Below are 16,916 nucleotides of genomic sequence, written 5' to 3' on the forward strand. Positions count from 1 at the left end.
CACATTCTTTCTAGCAAGGCTTTCGATAAGCGCAAGCACCTCACCTGATCTTTTCTGCCCACGCGTCGATATCGCTGTTGGCTTGGTCCTGCCAATCGTTTTTCGGCTCGGGTTTAGCAACAGGCTTGGGGGCCGGCTTGGGCTTTGCAGCTGGTTTCGAAACCGGCACCGGCTTTGACGCCGGGGCAGTTGCCGGGGTCTGGGCCTTAGGTGGCTCTGCCAGCACCGGGGCTTCCACAACCGGGGCAGCGACCGCGGCCTTCTCTTCCACCGGGGCAGTCACGGGCTTGGGCTCCTCGACCTGGGGCGGCGCGGATACAACCGGAGCAACTGGCACGGCGACGGGGGCCGGGGCAGTCACTGCTGCAGCCGGTTTGTCTTGGAGCGGAACGGTTTCGCTGGAGCGGTGAGTGGTCCACCACGCCAACGCCCCACCCAGCACAAGGACGGCCACGCCCGACCCAGCCAGAAGTTGCCAGCCCTTCTTGTTGCTGGCCTTCGCCGACGCCTCACCGGCCGGATTGGCCTTGAGGGCTTCCGGTTTCACCGGGGCCCGGGTCGACGTCGCCTTGGGGGCCGGTGCCGGGGCTTGAGCTGACTTGCTCGGTTCGGGGTTCGGAACAGACGGGGCCACCAGCTCGGCCGGCACTGGAGCGGCAGGCGTTGCGTCCACGGCTTCACTGACGGCAGGCGCAGGAGCGCTGACCGGCTCTTTGATGACAGGCGCGGGGCCTGCTTCTGGTTCTGCTGTCGGCTCGGGAACCACCTCCTCAACAACCGGCTCGGGCGCTTCGGGAGCGGAATCGGTTTGAACGGGCTCGGGCTCAACCACCCGCGGCTCGGGCTGGGCAGTCGCTTCTTGCTCGGCCAACGCCTGGGCGCGCTCGACTTCCAGGCGCGCGTTCTCTGCGGCTTCGGCTTCCTTGCGCGCCTTGGCCTCTTCCGCACGCCGGGCCAACGCTTCTTGCGCCTCTCGCCCCTTCTCAGCGGCGACCGAGGCCGCTTGCTTGGTTTTGTCTGCCAAGGCTTTGCCAAAACTTGCAGCCAGCCGGCCTGCGGTTTTCAAGTTTTCTTTTGTCGCATCGCTGACGAGCTTCTCCGCGTCCGTGGGGGCGGTGGTCTTGGCTTGTGCTGCTTTGGCGAGCAGCTCGCGCTGCTTGCGTTGTTTGATGAGTTCTTCGGGTGTCATGGTTCCTCCCAGGCGCTTGAAAAAGATTTGAGCCAGGGGGCTTTCGCCCCCCAGCTCTCGGTTGGCTTAGCGAACGTCGGGGATCGGCGAAACCGTGATGGCGTAATCGCCCCGGCCGCACTGGTCATCGACCGTGGCGTTCTGAAGCGCACCGCGCTTTGCCAGCTCAACGACCGGCACCTGGCACACGGCGGCATCGGCACCACTGAAGCCAACCGTCAGCTTTTCTTTGCTCGCCTTGAGCAACGCGGCCAGCTTGTCCAGCGTGGCGCCGGTCTTGGCACTCACCGGCTGCATGTCAGCGGCCGGGTAACGGATGACCAGCTTGTCCAGGGCTTCGGCCTGGCCGTCCTTGGTTTCGACGGTCTTGGTATGCACCTGAGCATCCAGGCCAGCTGCCTTGGCTTCGGCTTCCAGTTCGCGGAACTCCTTGAGCTGGGCTTGATAGGACGCAATGCCTCCGACAATCGCCCCAGCAGCGCACACCGTCAGGGCCTTGTCTTTCTTGCCGGTCAGCAGGGCGATGCCTGCACCGGCAGCGCAGCCAATCCCGCCGGCCTTGAACAGGCGCAGCTTGTTGGTCTTTTGGGGTTCGGGCCGGGTGCTGTCCTGGGCAAACGAAAGCCCCGGAGCCAGCAACGCGGCGATGGTGAGAGTGAGGATGAAACGCTTCATGGGTATGCCTCCTTATGAGGTAGTGGGGAAAGGGTTAGAGTTTTGGAGGCAGGAACGCCGAGGTAGCAGCAGAAGCTCGACTGGGTTCGGCAGCCGGTTGCTTGGAGAGGGTTTCGGCGTCGGGTTCTTGCTGCGCCAGGAACTGGGAAAACGCTTGAAGGGTTTTCACCACCAGTTCTTCATTGGCCTGGAGCGCCGCGCTCTGCTCTGCTCGCAAGTCCGCCAGCGCGCTTTCTAGGGCAAGGGCATTCCGCGTTTCGGATTCGCGGACCGTGGCTCGGATGTCGCCCAACGCATCGGACGCTTCAAGCCCCTGAACCACGCCCCGGTTTTTCTCCAGGACCGCCAGGCGCAAATACTTGTTCAAGGAAACGCCTTGTTCTTTCGCGCAATACCGCGCGCTCTCCAACTCATCGGGAGCGATGCTGAAAGATTTGGTTAGAAGCGACGGACGACCCACTTAACCCCCTGCAATGAAAATCCACACCCATGGATTAGCAAAGGATTTAAGAAGCGCAAGTGGGCTAAGCCGTTTTTCTTCTGTTTTTCTGGGGTTCCGGCCATTTTTCAGCCGAACGGTTGGCCAAGTTGTTAGCCAAGACTGAAAACAAGGCGCAGCAAGGCCTGGACGGGTGGAAAGGCGCAGCGTTTCTAGCCAAGCCGGAAAAACACTTCAGTGCGACTTGTGTATGGCCTACTCCCTTCACCCTTCGGAAAACCTTGAACGGTGAATGGGCAGCCAACCTCTTCCCCCGCAGTCCTCCCCAAGTTTTCGCTCCACCGATCTTGCGCTTCCGATTTTCCACGGTAGAAGTTTAGGAAAGCCCCAATCCTCAACAGACCCGGAGACCCGAATGCCCCTCGCCCCCGCCACGCTCAGCCCCTCGGAAAAGTTTCTGCCAGCCCCCGCAGCCTTCCTCCCCACCCAGCCAGCTCCCCACCTCCCCACCGACTCCGCGCCCCCTGGCTCAGAAATCGGGGACCGCCGTTTTCCCCACTCCCGCGCCCTGCTCCTGTTCGCTTTAGTCAAGCGGAGGCCAGCATGGGATCCCGTGAGTGGTTGGGTTCAGTCACGCTACCCGGGTGTTCGGAAAGCCCTGTCTCCATCCGTTTTAGTCAACTCTGCTTGGGGGTTCGGGTGGTGGAGTGCTGGGGTTCTTGCGTCCGTTTCGGGTGCCTGGAAAGCCTTGAGTCAATGCGTTTTAGTCAAGCGGGCTGACCTTGCTCTCGTTCGCTGTCCCCCGGCCTTTGATCAGCGATTGGCGGTCCAGTGCTGGGCTGGGAATGGATCAGGCAAGCGGGCTCTGGGTTTTGGATCGGCGGTTGCTGGGGTGGTTCGACAGGCTCGGCAAAGCGTTTTAGTCAAATCTTTTTCAGGCTCCTGCAACGCCCCACTGCCCCCGTTCTGCGATCCAAGTGCTCGGCCTACGCAGAACGGCTGGGGGGTGTTCCGTGCTTGAGCTGCCCCCCTTCTTGGATTCCATTGCCCGAGCCGATGCCCCGCTGGAAGGCAAGGCCAACGGGTGGCAACGCAAAGCAGGGCTGGTCGAGTTCGGCAACGCCTGTGCCTTCTGCTCCGCTCCGCTGGACCTGTCCTCACCCCAGTCCTGGACGGCTACACCGCTGGTTCCCGCTCAACTGGGAGGGCCGACTTCCGTTGTCGAAAACTGGGTGCCGTCCTGCCGTCCCTGCGCTGCTGCCAAGGGCCTGCGCGATGTGGTGAGCTGGTCCGAATGGCGAGCGAAGGCAGACCCTGACCGGGTGGCCCTGCTGCTGGAGCGTCGGCGCTCTGCGTTGCTCTACGCTGAAAACCACTTCACGCCCCTATCGCGTCACTCCAAGCGTGAGCGGCTGCTCTCCCACCTGTTGGCGCGTTTCGCCAGGCCCCGCTTCCAGGTCTATGCGTGGTCGGGTGAGGTGGATGGGGAGAGGGTGTGCATGGTGGGCTGGAACTCCCGGTCAGGCGATGCCTTGGCACTGAGCGAGACCCTGCTGGCGTTACGAATGAGGGACGGGGGCGAGGTGCTAGCAGAGGGCCAGGTCACCCTTCTACGGCTTCCGGTGGACGCGTTCCTGCGGGCCGTGTGGGCGCTCATCGAGGCCCATGGGATCGTCGTGCCGTTGGATGTGCCAGGCGATGGCCCGCTGGACGCAGACGACTGGAGAGAGTGCTGGCGCCACCGCGTCATGGACCCGGCCAGCAACCACAAGCGCGTCCCGATGACCGAAGGCCAGGCGCTGCCTCATGCTCCCCGCGTGCTGTCCACCAACCCGGATTCCGTTCGCCGGCTGTCCCAGCTGCAGGCTGCGAAACGGGCGGACAGGCTGGAAGAAGCGGAGTTGCGGTATCGAGAAGCGCTGGCCCGGAAGGCCAAATACCTGGAGAGGGTGAAGCGCGGCCAGGAGGCCCCGATGCCGCTGGACGATTACCGGGCGTGGGCCGATGAGGTTAGATCCCTACAGCTTGCCTGGGCGCGTTTGGTGAACGAGAGACTGGGCTGACGCTCGGCGCGCGGAATGCGGCCTATGCACCAATGACGTATTCGTTGCCCTTGATCTTCTGCAAGTAGGCCCGTGTGCCAGCCAGCGCCAGGTTTGAAGGCGTTGTTTGCAAGCGGAAGGCGCGGTCACGGAAGGCATCGCCCGAGTCGCAGTAGGCGGTGATGAAGTCGTAGCCCTCCTTCCCATGGAAGCGGAACCGATCCCCTTCTACACACTTCAGCAAGGCCTCGGGGAAGCATTCCAGCACCTTGCGCCTCCCGAACTTGACGGTCAGCGTAGGCGGCCCGTCCTCGTCAAACACCACCTCGTATGAGCTTGCCTCGATTTTGAGGAGCTCGGACAGGTGATGGATGGTTCCATAGCCGTCGTTCTCCACCTCACCACACATGATCGCCATGCGAGCCACGGCCGGGAAATGCTCCCAGCGCCAGTTCTGAATCCTGTGGGAATAGGGGAACCAACGCTTCTCCAAGCACTCGGGCACTAGCGCGTGAAGTTTTTTAGCGTTGAACCGTGGGCTCCTCGAAACAATGGAGCCGGCTTGGGCGATCAGACCGCGGATCTGCTCCAAGTCGAGGCTCTCCCCTTTCAGCCGCTCGTTTGAGATACCGTGTGCCCTGAAGGCCTCTTCCGAAGATGGCGTGGCCACCTCCTGGTAGCCGGTATAAGTGGCAGCAGGATGCGCGTTGCCGTCCTGCCCCTTATCGACCAGCACGCACATGATGTGAATGATCGGGTCGTCTCGCGTTACGCCAGTTGTGTCGCACTCGACCAGGAGCACGGGGAAATCGATAGGCTTGTTCCTTGCCATGGCTACAGCATCCCTGACGCATGAGGCGGAAGTCGGTGCAAGCCCACATCCTACATCTCGCCGGTCTCCGCCTCACCATTGGCTTGTTGGTAGAACCACCCCGCATAGGGGGAGTTCTTCACCAAGTGCCGGTTCCAATCCGGCTCCCCGTCCGTCCACCACACCGGGCCACGTTCGCCCAAGCCCGTTTTCGCGCTGTCCACGGCGCGCCGTGCGGCGGCGAGTGCTTCCCCATCCTGGTTGGCTTTTGCTGACTTCACGGCACGCCGGGCGTCCATCAGCTCGTGGACCAGTCGCTCCCTCTGCGGCTCGCTTAGGCCCGGGTTGGTGGTTCGCCAGAGGCGCCCTCGGACGATGAGGTAACGGCCGTCTGGGGTGGTAAGTGGAGTCATGGGGAAGAGTGTATGGGGCCAGCGGTGACGGGGGAGCAGACAAGAGAAGGACGGCCATTGATCCGCCCTTACTTTCAAGACACCTCGTCCTCTTCCACCTTTTTCAGCACCAGGTCCGGGTTGGCGCTGATGTAGCACTGGCCGTTTTCATCATCGATGGCGGCCCCCACCAAGCCCAGCTTGTGCGCCACCAGGGCCCGAACGCTTTGCAGGCCCCAGCCGTCGATCTGCTCATCCCAGGGGTCGCAACAGTCGCTATCGTCACCGCCGATGCTCTCATCGCAATCGTCGAACTCAATGGCGCGGCAAAAAACAAACTCAACGGTTTCATCGTCCAGGTCATAGCCCATCTCTGCCATGGCTTCCTTGCAGGCTTGCTCGGCCATGGTGAGGGTCAACTGGAGCTGTTCGCCATTCCTGCCCACCGCCCGGGTTCCTTCTTCCACGGCCAGCTTCATGTTCCACACCAAGTTGGCGGTGAGAAAATCGCAGTCGTCTGGGAGGCTGATCTGGTAACTGTGGGGCCCGAAATGCTGCTCTTCGCCATCCGAAAAGCAGAGGCCACGGATTTCAGAGGTTTGCCCATCAAAGGGCTCCAAGGGCTGGTCGGCCAGGTTGGCATTGCGGGAGCAGTGGTAGAAATGACGCATGAGCATGGCGGTTATCTTTTCTTTTTTGGGTCGGCGTCATAGCCCCCCCTACAAATCCAGGTTACGACAGGACATAAAAATGTAAACCCTAAAACAACACATTTATTTGACTAAAGTGCAGAACTGACGGGCAACCGCAGAAAACCCAAAAACCCGAAACGCTTCACATTTCCCGCCCAGCACTGGGCCCGGCGGAAGCCGAGGCCCCACCTGCCTTTTCTCCACCACGCTTTTGCTTTGAGCCGCTTTTGCCGTTGCCTTCTCTCTCCTAGAGCTCAAAAGAACGCGGCCCGGGGCCGCGCCTGAAAAGCCCCCTCCGGGGAGGTTAGGACATGGGCCGGGGCTTCCGCCCCAGCCACCGCTCTACTATCCCCCAACCATCTACCCCTGCCCCCAGCAATGGGCACCTGCTCCTTTCGAAAGCATTTTCTCCGAACCCAAGTCATAAAAAAGGCGCCCCTCAGGCCGCCGTTTTTCCTTTCCATTTCTTCACCGGCTCTGCTCCAGGCACCGGTCCACCAGTTGCCGCATAGCCTCGCCCAACGAGATACCGGCAGCTCGGGCGTCTTCCACCAATCCGAAGGCCACCTCTTCAGACACCTTGGGATCGGGCAGCACCGCTCCGTAGCGCATCCCATCAGGCCCATGCTGGGCACGGACTCGGGGCCCGAACGGCTGGCGGATGTCGGCATGGGCGGCCACCAGGGCAGCAAGGGCGGCGGTGGGAGTAAGCCCCTTCTGGCGAGCTAGAGCCCGGAACTGAGCGACCTTGTCCGGGGCAATGCGAACCGTAGGCAACCGTCGCGAGGCCGGTTGCTTGGGTTGGATGGCGTAGAGGTTACCCGCCATAGGGTGTGTCCGGAAATAGGTTGCTCTTCCGCCTTTCCAAATCTTCTTTGTAGAGCCTGAGAAGCTCGCGGAAGTCAAAGACATGCGCATCGCTTTCAATCAGAACGTTGCATTCATCGACGTAGATCAGTTCTTTGTGCGGCCCAAGCAACCGGCGTGAGGCCGGTTGCTTGGATTGGATGGCATAGAGCTTAGGCATCTTCATCCTCGCCCTCCTGTCCGTAGGCCCAAACAAAACGCGTTTCATCCACGATGCGCATGTTGCGCCAGCCCAGTTTCTGCTCCAGATCTTCCATGCCGGCTTCGGCTTCGGCGAGTGTCGAGTATTCCGCGTTGTCGATGGACTCCCAGTTGCTGCCCCAGCTGTTGGTGGAGTAGTCGGCTTCGATGGTGAAAGTGTTGTTTTGCATGGCGGTTACCTTTTTGTCTTTTTCGGTCAGCGGTATTGCCTTCCCATGAATCCAGGTTACGACAGACCCAAAAAATGTAAACCACAAAACAACACATTTATTTGACTAAAGTATAGAACTGACGGGCAACCGCAAAAGACACAAAAACCCTGAAAAACCTCACATTTCCAGCCCAGCACTGGGCCCGGCGGAAGCCGAGGCCCCACCCGCCTTTCCTCCACAACGCTTTTGCTCTAGCCGCTTTTGCCGTTGCTCTTTCCACCCGCCGCCAGCCATAAAAAAGGCGGCCCATGGCCGCCTGTCGTTCACTACCAACCTAGGGCTACCGTTGTTTCCTCGCCCGCCCCACGATGGCTTTCCGAACCTGTCTCCGCATTGGATCCAGGTCATCGGTTGCCGTGGTCACGACGAGGCGACGCTTGCTCTTTTTGAGCTCCTGGCAAGCCCAGGAAGCCAGCGCAATGAGCGCGGTGGTGAGAATCGGCTGTTCTTCCCCGGTGACGTCCTGAATCTGCTCCCGGAGCTTGGGCGGCACGGTGACCATCGTTCGCTCCACACGCGCCCCGTTCTCGTCGCGGTAGTCGAACATGGTGGAGTCGCGTCCCACGTCCAGATGAACCCTCTGGCCGTCCCGCAGGTAGGGCCGCTCCTCGGAGTAGTCGAAATAGGTTCTCCGCCCAGGCGCGTCCCCTGCAGCCACCATCAGCTCTGCCAGTTGCCCTTCGGAAAACTGGCCCAGATCAATGAGCGGCGCATACGTGCGTTCCGGCTTGGCGTGGACCACTTTCGCGGCCTTGGACAGGTCTTTGCGGGCTTTGGCAACGGCGTTCTTGGCGGGGGTCTTCTTGGCAGCCATGAGGTCCGGCAGGGGCAGCATTGGGAGCTCCATCATGCATGCCCCCGCGCCGGGTTGGCCAATCTTTTTTGGATAGCCTGACCTACCCGCAGAATGTCCTCTCGCGCCTTGTCCACGCCAGTGCCGCGCATGGAGAACACGGTCTCGCCAAGCTCGTAGTAGCTCGCCAACGCCGCCCGCTCGGGAATGACGATGGCGCCTGCCAGGCTGGGATCTTCCAGCCGGCGGCGGTGCTCCGCCCGCTTGAGGTTGACTCGGTTGGCGACCGGCAGGAAGGGCTTGCCCTGACGTCGCAGCGTGTCGATGGTCCGCAGGTAGACGACGTAACTGCCCCCGTCGAGCAGCGTTGGGACGATGTAGAGGTCCGCGTCCGGCAGCTGGTCTTTCACTGGGGCGCTGGGCGGCAGGTCTTGAATCTCCAGGTCGAAGCCTGGGGATGAGGCACGGCTCACGGTGAACGGCGTTTCCCCGTCGCTCATCGCTGACCACGCCACGGAACCGCATTGCGGGTCGCGGTCGTTGACGAGCACGCGGGATTGGCCGGCAAACGCGGCGGCGAGGTTGAGCGAGAGCGTGGTGCGCCCCACACCCCCTTTGAAGCAACAGACAACGAGACGCATGAGATGGGCTCCTTTTATGGGTAGGTCGTGCAACACACTACGATGCAAACCTATTCCCGCAAGGGCCTCTGCATCCAGAGGGTTTTCGCCGTGCAGACGTCCGGGATTCAGCGACTCAGGCCGCGGCGGGAGCCGTGGCCCTCCCCGCCCCTTCTCCCACGACGCCGTTCGGCGGCGAGTAGCCGCCGGCACGTGCTTCAAACCTCTTCAGCGACCGGTTGCTGAGTCTTGATGAACGCTGGGTGGTAGCGGTGAAGGTGGGTGTTCATCAAATCCGCGGTATGGCGTGCGAACCATGCCTGCATTGCCGGGCACAGAACGCCTCCACAGACCTCTGCGACGCTCCGAACTTCTGAGATCTGACGACGTTCTAGCTTCCCGGTGTGCCCCCGTCGCACCACGAACCGCTCCCCAATCCGGACCAGCGGGTTGGCCCCGGCGTCCATGAGCGCTTCGATCATCGCGGCATAGCGCGCCGCCAGGATCCGGTCCGACTGGATCGCCTTGGCATACATGACGGAGGCGACGCCCAACGCAGTGATGCCAGGATCGCCGGCCACGCCAGCGTCCAGGTCGGGCGTCCCCTTGAGTGTGTGGAGCCACCCATAGAAGGCCAGCGGGTCGTTGGTTTGGATGGCCCTGATGAGGCTTTCGGTCCCGGCACTCATTGCCCACCTCCCAGAACCCCGATGAGCACCAAGGCCACCAACGCGTAGAACGGCACCAGCACGATGCTCCACCACGTCTTCGAAACCTCTTGCAGCACCCTTCCTTGGCGATGCTCCGCCGGCAGTTGATAGAAGCGCACCAGGGCGCGCCCGGCGGAGATGGGGTTGGCGACCAGGTCCCGGTAGAACACCGCGGTGCCCAGGAGACCGACAAACAGCAGGGCCATGTTCAAAATGCTCATACGAAGCGCTCCTCTTCCTTCTTCCAACGCCGCTCATGGCGGGCGCGGGTGGCCAAGCGCTGGATCCTGCGGTGCTTGTCGGCCAGCTGATTGAGGCCATTGGTGCGGTCCAGGAACCGCGCGGCGGTGTGGAGTTGGAAATGCGCCAGGTCAGTGCTGGCAGGCTCGACGGGATGAATCTTCATGTCGTCACTCTCTTTTTGTGGATAGGTCGGTTTACCCATTAAACCGCTCCTACACCACGATCCAACCACATCGCCAACCCTTGTCAACCCATTGATTTGAAGGGTTTTTGACTAAAATCAAGAACTGCTTTTAGGGCTTGTCAAAACGCGTTCGTGTCGCATGCTTAAGTGCATGACAACGCAAGCTCGCCCTCACCGTCGTTCTCCTGCCCCAGGCTTTGGCCTGGTCGAGTTGCTGCTCGCATTGGGGGTTGCCACCGCAATGGGCGCCGCCGCGTTTTGGGTCTACCCCCGCGCCACCACCCGGGTGAACGTGGCATCGGACGTCGAGAACGTTCGGGACCTGGCCAACCGCGTTGATCGGTCCCATGGCGTCGTTGGCTCGTTCCGCGGCGTCAGCACGTTGAACGTCCTTGAAGATGGGCTGGCCCCCGCCGACTTCCGCCAAGCCAGCGCAGCGACCATGAGCAACGCGTGGGGTGGTGCAGTGACTGTGTCCCCGGCCACGGTGCGCTTGGCGGGGGATGCCTTCTCCGTGGGGCTGTCCGGGCTTCCTGCGCGGGCCTGCGTGCCGTTCGTCTCCGCCCTTGCGGGCGACGCGAACGTGCGGGACGTGATCGTGGGCAACACCAGTGTTTTGTTGGGCAACGGCGGAACCCTGGACGTCCCCGGCTCGGGATTGGCGTGCGGGGCCGATGGGGCCGTGGTCGATGTCGTCTATTACTCAGGCCTGGTCGCCGGGTCGTCGGTCGCCGTGGTGCCCACGCTTCCCCTGCCCTCCACGCCCGCCGTCCCTGGCCCTTCAACGCCGACACCGGCTGGCCCCGTATCCACCGCTCCCAGCGTGCCCGATGCAGTGCCGGGCGTTCCTGGGAGTGTGTCGCCAGGCCCTGGGGTTGCTCCTTCCCCGGCGGTTCCGCCGCTTCCTGTTGCGCCCAGCGTTCCGGTGCCTCAGCCGCTCCCAACGCCGGTCCTCACCCCGGCTCCGCCGGCCTTGGTGCCGTGCCGGCAATCGGAAAGCTCGGTGGCTCGGGCCAGCTGTCCGACGGGCACGTGGGGCACGGAAACGGTGCGGACACGCCAGGTCTGCGCCGCTGGCGACGTGGATCCAACCTCAGACGCCGCGTGGGAGCATCCCGAGGCGTGGGTTCAAGCCCAGACGGTGGCGGCCGTGACGGCGAGGGATTGCCAGGCCTGCCCTGGAGCCGCCCAGGAGGAACGGGATCAATGGCTGTCCACTTCGCAAGCCTGCCCGTCAGGCCAAACCGGCACGCACACCTGGGAGCGCCAGCAGGTGCGGTCGCGGGACGTGTTCACCCATTGCCCGTTCGGCACCACCGCCCTGCCCGGCCCCACTTACGGCGACTGGTCGGCGTGGGCAGATACGGGGGGCCGTCGCAACGAGGTCAACACGTGCAAGCCCACGGCCCCGCGCTGCAGCGATGGCAGCTTGCAGGTGGCGGCGTGGTATTCCTCCGATTACGTGGACCTCCCGCTCCCTTCGGGTTCCTCCGCGATTCAATACTGGTATCCCGACGCAGTGGTTCGTCTGACTCCAGCGGAGACAGCACGGCTGCAATGGGCATTGAACAACGTGCCGGTAACCCGCGTGGAGACCCCTGCCCCGATGCCTGGCAACTGGCCCGCCAACGTGAGCGAGTCGGCTTTCTATGAAGAGCAATGCAACGCGCTTTCGGACGCGGGGAACATCCGTTATGCCTACTCCTACGATTTTGAGTGCGTCTCCAACATGGGCATGCACTACTGCGACTACAACTGGACCAGCGGCGGCACCTCTTTGGCCGTGTGCCGCCAGGCCTGCGCGTCCGATCTGGTCGGCAAGAGCAACAACCCCTATCGCTGGGAGTGGCCTGAGTCCTCGGTGGTGGCTTCAACGCCCTACACCACCTGCACGGGCCAGCCTGGATGCACGCCCAACGGCGGTTTTGGCACCCAGCAAGGCCTGCCGGCGTGCAACGAGCACAACGTGGGCCAGACCATCGCTTTCAACTGGTATCGCCAGTTCTACAACCCCGTGCGGGTGGATTACCAGTCGCTGACGCTGACGTGCAGGGGACCTGTGAGCTAGCGGCCAGAGGCAATCGTCGGACACGCACGGAACAGTGCACTACTCAGCTGGGGGCACGAACGATGCTTGGCTGGGCGTCCCCATGACCTTCTGGACAAGCTCGTAACCAGAGACCTCCTCATAACGGGAGGGTATTCTTGCTTTGAGCCCATGAAGGCGCCGATTCGCCGTCAATGCGAGCTGGTTGTAAGTGGTCGCCGTGATGCGTCCACGCTGGGCTCCGTTGTATTCCCGGTTAGTGACGGTCGAGATATTGGATGCGACCGAATGACCGACCACGAAGGCATGGAAGAAGGGAACCCCTTCGATGCCTCCGCTGGAGACAAGCTCATCGACATACTCAGCCGCTTGATTCATCTCTTTGCGACCGATTTCAGAGCGCCCTTTCTTTAGCTCAATGAGTAGGACATCGCGCATCATCACCAGCTGATCCCTGGCAGTATCGAAAGTCTCCGTCCCAACAACAGAGAGTGTCGCATCGGATAGGACGACAATGTCAGGGCGTTTCGCTGCATTGGCAAACGCCTGTCCACCCTTTCTGACTTTGAACAAGCTGGTGGCGACGGTGCGCAGGGTATTGTTCGACGCATACTCCGAGCTATCGAACTCAGGACCAAACAGCCAACGCGCCTGCGTCACGAGCGGGTGGAGGGTGTGCAGCTCGTCAGCCTCCGGGTCGCCGCTGAGCTTCTCCATGGCCGCAATGATGGACAACCGACTGTCGATCTCGTCCAGAACGGTAAGTGCATCCTCCACCGTCCACTGCCCCAGCAACCTGTCGAGCCCGTCGATGTCGTGCTCATCCAGCTGCATCAGTTTGTCGAGGAAGCTTGAACCGCTTCGTGCCTTTTGAATCTTTATGACTGCCTTGACGACCTTGTTGAGCGTTTCAGGCGGTATGCCTGGTTGGTCATGCACCACCGTCTTCGTGAACTGTGCCACTTCAAGCATGGAACGCCTAGGCAGCGTGCGCAGATCCTCTCGATTCTTGTAGAGTGCGTCCTCTGAGTTTTCTTCAATCAAGTGGGCCGATAACTTTTCGACCATTTCCTGCGCATACCCGTTGGCCGCTTCGAAAAGGCGATCGGTGCGCTCGGTATTCTTGAACTTCGACCAGTCTGGTTCGACTTCGGACAGCCACTCTGCCCCACACTCGATCACGATGGCATAGCGCTTCGCAAAGCGCACCCGCCCATCCAGAACGGCCATTGGCCCAACGGTCCAACTCGGCAGCCCCACCAACCGATTGCTCACCCAGAATGCCACGCCTTGGTAACGCGTGGATTTGGCCGTGCGCGTTGTGTCCACCACATACGCGGTGACGCCAAAGCCTGGTTCAACCTGAATCTTGCGCTCTTCTAGAAGGCCCTCATGCTCAGACAGAGGGACGGACTGGCCGTTCACCGAAACGATGAACTGCGGATCGTGTAGGAAACGTCCCGACAAGACCGTTCTGATCCGATCTGGATCCGGGCGGTGGCGTTCAACCTCTACCAACAACCGGGTGCCATGGCCGGAACGGGTGCCTGTTTCATGGCTCTGGATGTAGAACGGGGACGGCTGATTTCGAGTGCCGATCACGAAGGTTGAGAGAACGCCGTTCGTCCAAGTTTCGACCGTGTAATGATCAGAGAAGCACAGAAGGCCATGGCGACCAATGCCGTTGCGCCCGAAGGCCATGCGCACCCAATCGCGACGCCCCGACGGAAACTGGACGTTCGCCCCTTGGCTTCGATGCCGGTTGTATCCCAAGGTCATCCAGCGCTTGCGAAACTGATCCTCGGTCATTCCATGGCCATCATCTTCCACCGACAGCAAGCCACCTGTTTCCTCCGGGATGATCACGGCAACCTTAGCCGCTCCCGCATCCCATGTGTTGGCCACCAACTCGGTTAGCGCTACATCTGGGTCATAGCCAATCCGCCCGAGTGACCGCAGCACGTAGTCTTCTTCAAAGAGAGCTTCGTTGGCTGCTTTGCCCTTCTTAGCCATGGGGATGTCCGCTAAATGCTTGATTGGTAATGGTTGCAAGACTATGCCGCCTTCTGCCGACTTTGGCAAAAAAGCTAAGCCCTACCCATCTCACCTGCCGCGACGCCAGCGGGCGCGTGTTAGCTGGGAGTGCGGTTCTATCCCACGCGCGCTTGACCCACCCCAACACGACGGCCAGCACGCCGATCAGGAACACGCCATACAGCCACGCGCCGTAGAACGCCATCGCGGCCACCTCTCCATACACGGGATGCTCTGCATACTTGAACCCCAGAACGGCGGCCGCCACCACCGTCACCACGCCCAACCCGCCACCGAGCAGCGCCCCTTTCAGGAACCCATGTTTCCGGAAATACGGCATCCGCCCCGTGCGGACGTGCCAGTCCCAGAGCCGCTGAGCGCGGATGTGAAGCGCCAGGCAAAATGCCAAAAACGCGAAGACGAGCGCACCGGGCACACAACAGACCACGCCGATGAAGAAGTCGCGCTTCATCACCTCCAGGCCGGCCGCCAGCCCAACCAGGCCCAACGGGCCCAAGATGACGCTAGGGAGGATCAGCGCGGATGGGCCCGGCGGCGCATACACAACTTGCTGCGGCGGATAGCGGTTCATATGGTCCTCCCCTGTTGGATGGCTGCACGCTTGATCGGGACCGGCGTGCAGTCAAGCGGCGGACTGCGGCCCGTTTAGCCCGCAGACGTCCCTTCGTCCTTCACTTCCACAATCTGCCAGCCCTCGCCTTGCGGGCGGAACAGGGCCCGCAGCTTCGGCTTGAGGGTGCTCGGCTCGGGCTTGGTGGGCTGGCCACCGATGTAACCCAACGCCTTCACGGACCCTGCCACCAAGCACTCTTGATCCCCATTGGGCTTTTTCTCGCAATCGAGCTCCAGGCCATCCGCATCGGTGACCTCAAACTTCCAGGTGCGCTGGAGGGTTGCCTGTCTTCCCTGTTCGGTGAAGAAGCCTTCCACGACCTTCACCCCGTCCTCCTTCGTGGGGCCCTTGTCGCCAGAGCAGGCCGTCAGGGTCAAAAGTGCCGCTGCTGCGGCCACGATCAGTGCGTGCTTCATGTCATGCGTCCTTGTCTTTGGAAGGGGTGATGCCGATGATCTGGTTCTTGTAGCCGGTCTCGAGGCGGTCGATTTGGAGAACGATGTCGGGCAGGCCGTTGGGCTTCAACCTGCCCTCCACGACCTTGAAAAAGATTCGGTCTCCCGTGGCGTCGCGCCCCACCCGTCGCAGCTCGGCCGCGTCTTCCGGCTTCAATCGCAACGCGGCGTGGTAGCGCCCGCCGTGCTCGACCCCGACCACCGCACTGCCCTTGCCCAACGGCGAAGGGCCGATAACGGCCGTCGGAAGAAAGTCAGGCGAGCGGGGATACCACTCATGGTTCATGACCAACACGTAGGCGTGGAGGATGTTGGTCTTGGGGTCGAGCTCCACATCGATATAGGGGCGCAGGTAGAACGCGTCGGTCGAGGCGATCTGCCTCGCTTTGGCCTCAAACGCAGACGCCGGATCGCCCTGCAGGCCGACGCGTTTGAACTGGTGCCCCCATGAGCCAATGCAGTGGGTTCGCATCGCCGGTGCCAGGGCAGCGCCGGCCTTGGCCTGGGCAAAGAGGTTGTCTTCGCACATGCCGAAACCGGCCGACGCGGTGGCCGCCAAGCCCCACCGGATCCGGGTGTAGCCGTCGAGCACTGGAGGGTCGCCGTCGTCCCAGTAAGTGCCTGCCGGCTCCAGGTAACGCTTGGTCGCCGGGGCCGAGGCGGCGTCCTTGCCCGCCTGCATCAACCCCTTGCCAATCCTTCCCAAAATGCCGTCCTGGGCGGTGGCCGTCCCGCTGGCCAACGCCAGGCACACGGCCACGGCTGCAATCGCTTGCTTCATGCATCCCCCTGATCCCGGCCACCATGGCCTTATTTGCCATTTTGGCAAATGCGGTGCAGCATGGGAAGCGGCAGACTTGGGGATTGTTCCCGGTTCGTGATCGCCCATGCCTGCCCCTCTCGCCCCAGCTCACACGTTTGGCCGCCGCTTGCGCGAGGCCCGGCTGGCCAAGGGCCTGACGCAAGCACAGTTGGGGGCCGTGCTTGGGTTGGACGAGGAAAACTCCGCCGCTCCCAGGGTTTCTCGTTACGAGAGAGGAGATCGCGTGCCGGATCCTGCAACGATGGAAAAGCTGGCCCAAGCACTTGGCATGCCGGTCGCCTATTTCCATGCCACAAATGATCTAGTGGCAGAGACGTTGCTGGTGATGTCGCGGCTTGAACCCGAACAGCAGCGAGAGCTGCTGACGAAGGTGAGGGATTACGCCCAGAGCCGTGGCGTGGCCATCCTCCCGAGTAGCGACAACGATCTCAGGGAAGAGAAGACATGCTGAAACGACTTCGACGCTGGTGGCTGCAGCGGGATGCGCCAAGCCCGATGGCACCGGAGCAGTTGCAGGCGCTGATGGACATCAACCTTCTGGAAATCCAGTTGGCCGCGTTGGACGCCCTCAAGTCCTCGACGCCAGCCGCGGAAGCGGCCAGGCTGCGATCCCATGCTTGGCTCGCGTCGATGCGTGGGCAAGGCCCGGTCGGGACGCCGAACTGGAGCGAACTGCGGGCTGAAGCGCGAGCACTGAACCGTGATCTGGCAGCCGCCCTGGCTGCCGCCCAGATCGATGCCCCCTCAGAGGCCTGATCCCTACCGTTCGGGAAAACCATTTCCCCATCCCCTACGACCATCACCGACTTGCCTCCAAATGTGACCCGCGTCACTATTGCGGAAGGGGAACGGA

At 62.1% G+C, this 16,916-nt stretch carries 22 protein-coding genes; 4 read left to right on the forward strand and 18 right to left on the reverse strand.

Translation table 11 applies throughout. The features are described from left to right. Nucleotides 1-40 precede the first annotated feature (40 nt). The 3 genes from AC2A1N_RS12460 to AC2A1N_RS12470 form a co-directional block, all read right to left on the reverse strand. Nucleotides 41-1,189 (reverse strand): hypothetical protein, encoded by a 1,149-nt coding sequence (locus tag AC2A1N_RS12460; protein WP_049419281.1) that lies wholly within the window; start codon nucleotides 1,187-1,189, stop codon nucleotides 41-43. 66 nt (nucleotides 1,190-1,255) lie between these two features. Beyond that, nucleotides 1,256-1,864 carry a hypothetical protein gene (locus AC2A1N_RS12465; protein ID WP_049419283.1) on the reverse strand — a complete coding sequence of 203 codons (609 nt, stop codon included), beginning with the start codon at nucleotides 1,862-1,864 and terminating at the stop codon, nucleotides 1,256-1,258. Between the two features lie 34 nt (nucleotides 1,865-1,898). Continuing rightward, nucleotides 1,899-2,231, reverse strand: a complete 333-nt coding sequence (locus tag AC2A1N_RS12470) for a hypothetical protein (protein WP_130519073.1) — start codon at nucleotides 2,229-2,231, stop codon at nucleotides 1,899-1,901. A gap of 1,085 nt (nucleotides 2,232-3,316) precedes the next feature. Here AC2A1N_RS12470 and AC2A1N_RS12475 point away from each other — a divergent pair. Continuing rightward, entirely contained in the window at nucleotides 3,317-4,366 is a 1,050-nt protein-coding gene (locus AC2A1N_RS12475) for a hypothetical protein (protein ID WP_141098027.1), read from the forward strand. A 22-nt stretch (nucleotides 4,367-4,388) separates the two neighbouring features. Here AC2A1N_RS12475 and AC2A1N_RS12480 read toward each other — a convergent pair whose 3' ends face one another. The 11 genes from AC2A1N_RS12480 to AC2A1N_RS12530 form a co-directional block, all read right to left on the reverse strand. Then, nucleotides 4,389-5,177, reverse strand: coding sequence for a hypothetical protein (locus AC2A1N_RS12480; protein ID WP_032960260.1), 789 nt, complete (start codon nucleotides 5,175-5,177; stop codon nucleotides 4,389-4,391). 50 nt (nucleotides 5,178-5,227) lie between these two features. Continuing rightward, nucleotides 5,228-5,569 (reverse strand): hypothetical protein, encoded by a 342-nt coding sequence (locus AC2A1N_RS12485; protein WP_053451581.1) that lies wholly within the window; start codon nucleotides 5,567-5,569, stop codon nucleotides 5,228-5,230. Between the two features lie 74 nt (nucleotides 5,570-5,643). After that, on the reverse strand, nucleotides 5,644-6,225 hold the full coding sequence (locus AC2A1N_RS12490) for a hypothetical protein (protein ID WP_053451582.1): 582 nt from the start codon (nucleotides 6,223-6,225) through the stop codon (nucleotides 5,644-5,646). A 483-nt stretch (nucleotides 6,226-6,708) separates the two neighbouring features. Next, nucleotides 6,709-7,068, reverse strand: coding sequence for a hypothetical protein (locus AC2A1N_RS12495; protein WP_053451583.1), 360 nt, complete (start codon nucleotides 7,066-7,068; stop codon nucleotides 6,709-6,711). Further along, a complete protein-coding gene (locus AC2A1N_RS12500; RefSeq protein WP_053451584.1) occupies nucleotides 7,058-7,273 on the reverse strand; it encodes a hypothetical protein in 216 nt (71 codons plus the stop codon). Before AC2A1N_RS12500 ends, AC2A1N_RS12495 begins: the two co-directional genes overlap by 11 nt. Then, nucleotides 7,260-7,478, reverse strand: coding sequence for a hypothetical protein (locus tag AC2A1N_RS12505; protein WP_053451585.1), 219 nt, complete (start codon nucleotides 7,476-7,478; stop codon nucleotides 7,260-7,262). Before AC2A1N_RS12505 ends, AC2A1N_RS12500 begins: the two co-directional genes overlap by 14 nt. Nucleotides 7,479-7,800: 322 nt before the next feature. Next, nucleotides 7,801-8,355, reverse strand: a complete 555-nt coding sequence (locus AC2A1N_RS12510; RefSeq protein ID WP_053451586.1) for a hypothetical protein — start codon at nucleotides 8,353-8,355, stop codon at nucleotides 7,801-7,803. Nucleotides 8,356-8,366: 11 nt separating this feature from the next. Further along, nucleotides 8,367-8,954 (reverse strand): ParA family protein, encoded by a 588-nt coding sequence (locus AC2A1N_RS12515; protein ID WP_053451587.1) that lies wholly within the window; start codon nucleotides 8,952-8,954, stop codon nucleotides 8,367-8,369. Between the two features lie 197 nt (nucleotides 8,955-9,151). Next, nucleotides 9,152-9,622 (reverse strand): hypothetical protein, encoded by a 471-nt coding sequence (locus AC2A1N_RS12520; RefSeq protein ID WP_032960278.1) that lies wholly within the window; start codon nucleotides 9,620-9,622, stop codon nucleotides 9,152-9,154. After that, nucleotides 9,619-9,864, reverse strand: coding sequence for a hypothetical protein (locus AC2A1N_RS12525; protein ID WP_032960280.1), 246 nt, complete (start codon nucleotides 9,862-9,864; stop codon nucleotides 9,619-9,621). The genes AC2A1N_RS12520 and AC2A1N_RS12525 overlap by 4 nt, the downstream gene beginning before the upstream one ends. After that, nucleotides 9,861-10,088: a hypothetical protein gene (locus AC2A1N_RS12530; RefSeq protein WP_140222678.1), complete on the reverse strand. Its 228-nt coding sequence runs from the start codon at nucleotides 10,086-10,088 to the stop codon at nucleotides 9,861-9,863. The genes AC2A1N_RS12525 and AC2A1N_RS12530 overlap by 4 nt, the downstream gene beginning before the upstream one ends. A 133-nt stretch (nucleotides 10,089-10,221) precedes the next feature. On the opposite strand from AC2A1N_RS12530, the gene AC2A1N_RS12535 reads away from it, so the two are divergent. Then, entirely contained in the window at nucleotides 10,222-12,138 is a 1,917-nt protein-coding gene (locus tag AC2A1N_RS12535; RefSeq protein WP_162272193.1) for a type 4 pilus major pilin, read from the forward strand. Nucleotides 12,139-12,177: 39 nt separating this feature from the next. On the opposite strand, the gene AC2A1N_RS12540 is transcribed toward AC2A1N_RS12535, so the two are convergent. From AC2A1N_RS12540 to AC2A1N_RS12555, 4 genes are all read right to left on the reverse strand, one after another. After that, complete coding sequence (locus tag AC2A1N_RS12540) at nucleotides 12,178-14,130, reverse strand: ATP-binding protein (protein WP_050483550.1); 1,953 nt, start codon at nucleotides 14,128-14,130, stop codon at nucleotides 12,178-12,180. Continuing rightward, the gene (locus tag AC2A1N_RS12545) at nucleotides 14,123-14,743 is read right to left on the reverse strand and encodes a hypothetical protein (protein ID WP_484372399.1); all 621 of its coding nucleotides are present in this window, start codon (nucleotides 14,741-14,743) and stop codon (nucleotides 14,123-14,125) included. Before AC2A1N_RS12545 ends, AC2A1N_RS12540 begins: the two co-directional genes overlap by 8 nt. A gap of 74 nt (nucleotides 14,744-14,817) precedes the next feature. Continuing rightward, a complete protein-coding gene (locus tag AC2A1N_RS12550) occupies nucleotides 14,818-15,201 on the reverse strand; it encodes a hypothetical protein (protein ID WP_050483551.1) in 384 nt (127 codons plus the stop codon). A gap of 1 nt (nucleotide 15,202) precedes the next feature. Beyond that, the gene (locus tag AC2A1N_RS12555; protein WP_484372401.1) at nucleotides 15,203-16,021 is read right to left on the reverse strand and encodes a hypothetical protein; all 819 of its coding nucleotides are present in this window, start codon (nucleotides 16,019-16,021) and stop codon (nucleotides 15,203-15,205) included. A 106-nt stretch (nucleotides 16,022-16,127) separates the two neighbouring features. On the opposite strand from AC2A1N_RS12555, the gene AC2A1N_RS12560 reads away from it, so the two are divergent. Beyond that, on the forward strand, nucleotides 16,128-16,514 hold the full coding sequence (locus tag AC2A1N_RS12560; RefSeq protein WP_024958708.1) for a helix-turn-helix domain-containing protein: 387 nt from the start codon (nucleotides 16,128-16,130) through the stop codon (nucleotides 16,512-16,514). Then, entirely contained in the window at nucleotides 16,508-16,819 is a 312-nt protein-coding gene (locus tag AC2A1N_RS12565) for a hypothetical protein (RefSeq protein WP_136191685.1), read from the forward strand. Before AC2A1N_RS12560 ends, AC2A1N_RS12565 begins: the two co-directional genes overlap by 7 nt. Nucleotides 16,820-16,916: the final 97 nt, after the last annotated feature.

Source organism: Stenotrophomonas maltophilia group sp. SKK55 (assembly GCF_057179845.1).

Excerpts from the sequence above, each read along its gene's own strand:
- AC2A1N_RS12460 (WP_049419281.1), bottom strand. The coding sequence starts at position 1,189 with ATGACACCCGAAGAACTCATCAAACAACGCAAGCAGCGCGAGCTGCTC.
- AC2A1N_RS12465 (WP_049419283.1), bottom strand. The coding sequence starts at position 1,864 with ATGAAGCGTTTCATCCTCACTCTCACCATCGCCGCGTTGCTGGCTCCG.
- AC2A1N_RS12480 (WP_032960260.1), bottom strand. The coding sequence starts at position 5,177 with ATGGCAAGGAACAAGCCTATCGATTTCCCCGTGCTCCTGGTCGAGTGC.
- AC2A1N_RS12485 (WP_053451581.1), bottom strand. The coding sequence starts at position 5,569 with ATGACTCCACTTACCACCCCAGACGGCCGTTACCTCATCGTCCGAGGG.
- AC2A1N_RS12490 (WP_053451582.1), bottom strand. The coding sequence starts at position 6,225 with ATGCTCATGCGTCATTTCTACCACTGCTCCCGCAATGCCAACCTGGCC.
- AC2A1N_RS12495 (WP_053451583.1), bottom strand. The coding sequence starts at position 7,068 with ATGGCGGGTAACCTCTACGCCATCCAACCCAAGCAACCGGCCTCGCGA.
- AC2A1N_RS12500 (WP_053451584.1), bottom strand. The coding sequence starts at position 7,273 with ATGAAGATGCCTAAGCTCTATGCCATCCAATCCAAGCAACCGGCCTCA.
- AC2A1N_RS12505 (WP_053451585.1), bottom strand. The coding sequence starts at position 7,478 with ATGCAAAACAACACTTTCACCATCGAAGCCGACTACTCCACCAACAGC.
- AC2A1N_RS12510 (WP_053451586.1), bottom strand. The coding sequence starts at position 8,355 with ATGCTGCCCCTGCCGGACCTCATGGCTGCCAAGAAGACCCCCGCCAAG.
- AC2A1N_RS12515 (WP_053451587.1), bottom strand. The coding sequence starts at position 8,954 with ATGCGTCTCGTTGTCTGTTGCTTCAAAGGGGGTGTGGGGCGCACCACG.
- AC2A1N_RS12520 (WP_032960278.1), bottom strand. The coding sequence starts at position 9,622 with ATGAGTGCCGGGACCGAAAGCCTCATCAGGGCCATCCAAACCAACGAC.
- AC2A1N_RS12525 (WP_032960280.1), bottom strand. The coding sequence starts at position 9,864 with ATGAGCATTTTGAACATGGCCCTGCTGTTTGTCGGTCTCCTGGGCACC.
- AC2A1N_RS12530 (WP_140222678.1), bottom strand. The coding sequence starts at position 10,088 with ATGGGTAAACCGACCTATCCACAAAAAGAGAGTGACGACATGAAGATT.
- AC2A1N_RS12535 (WP_162272193.1), top strand. The coding sequence starts at position 10,222 with ATGACAACGCAAGCTCGCCCTCACCGTCGTTCTCCTGCCCCAGGCTTT.
- AC2A1N_RS12540 (WP_050483550.1), bottom strand. The coding sequence starts at position 14,130 with ATGGCTAAGAAGGGCAAAGCAGCCAACGAAGCTCTCTTTGAAGAAGAC.
- AC2A1N_RS12545 (WP_484372399.1), bottom strand. The coding sequence starts at position 14,743 with ATGAACCGCTATCCGCCGCAGCAAGTTGTGTATGCGCCGCCGGGCCCA.
- AC2A1N_RS12550 (WP_050483551.1), bottom strand. The coding sequence starts at position 15,201 with ATGAAGCACGCACTGATCGTGGCCGCAGCAGCGGCACTTTTGACCCTG.
- AC2A1N_RS12555 (WP_484372401.1), bottom strand. The coding sequence starts at position 16,021 with ATGAAGCAAGCGATTGCAGCCGTGGCCGTGTGCCTGGCGTTGGCCAGC.
- AC2A1N_RS12560 (WP_024958708.1), top strand. The coding sequence starts at position 16,128 with ATGCCTGCCCCTCTCGCCCCAGCTCACACGTTTGGCCGCCGCTTGCGC.
- AC2A1N_RS12565 (WP_136191685.1), top strand. The coding sequence starts at position 16,508 with ATGCTGAAACGACTTCGACGCTGGTGGCTGCAGCGGGATGCGCCAAGC.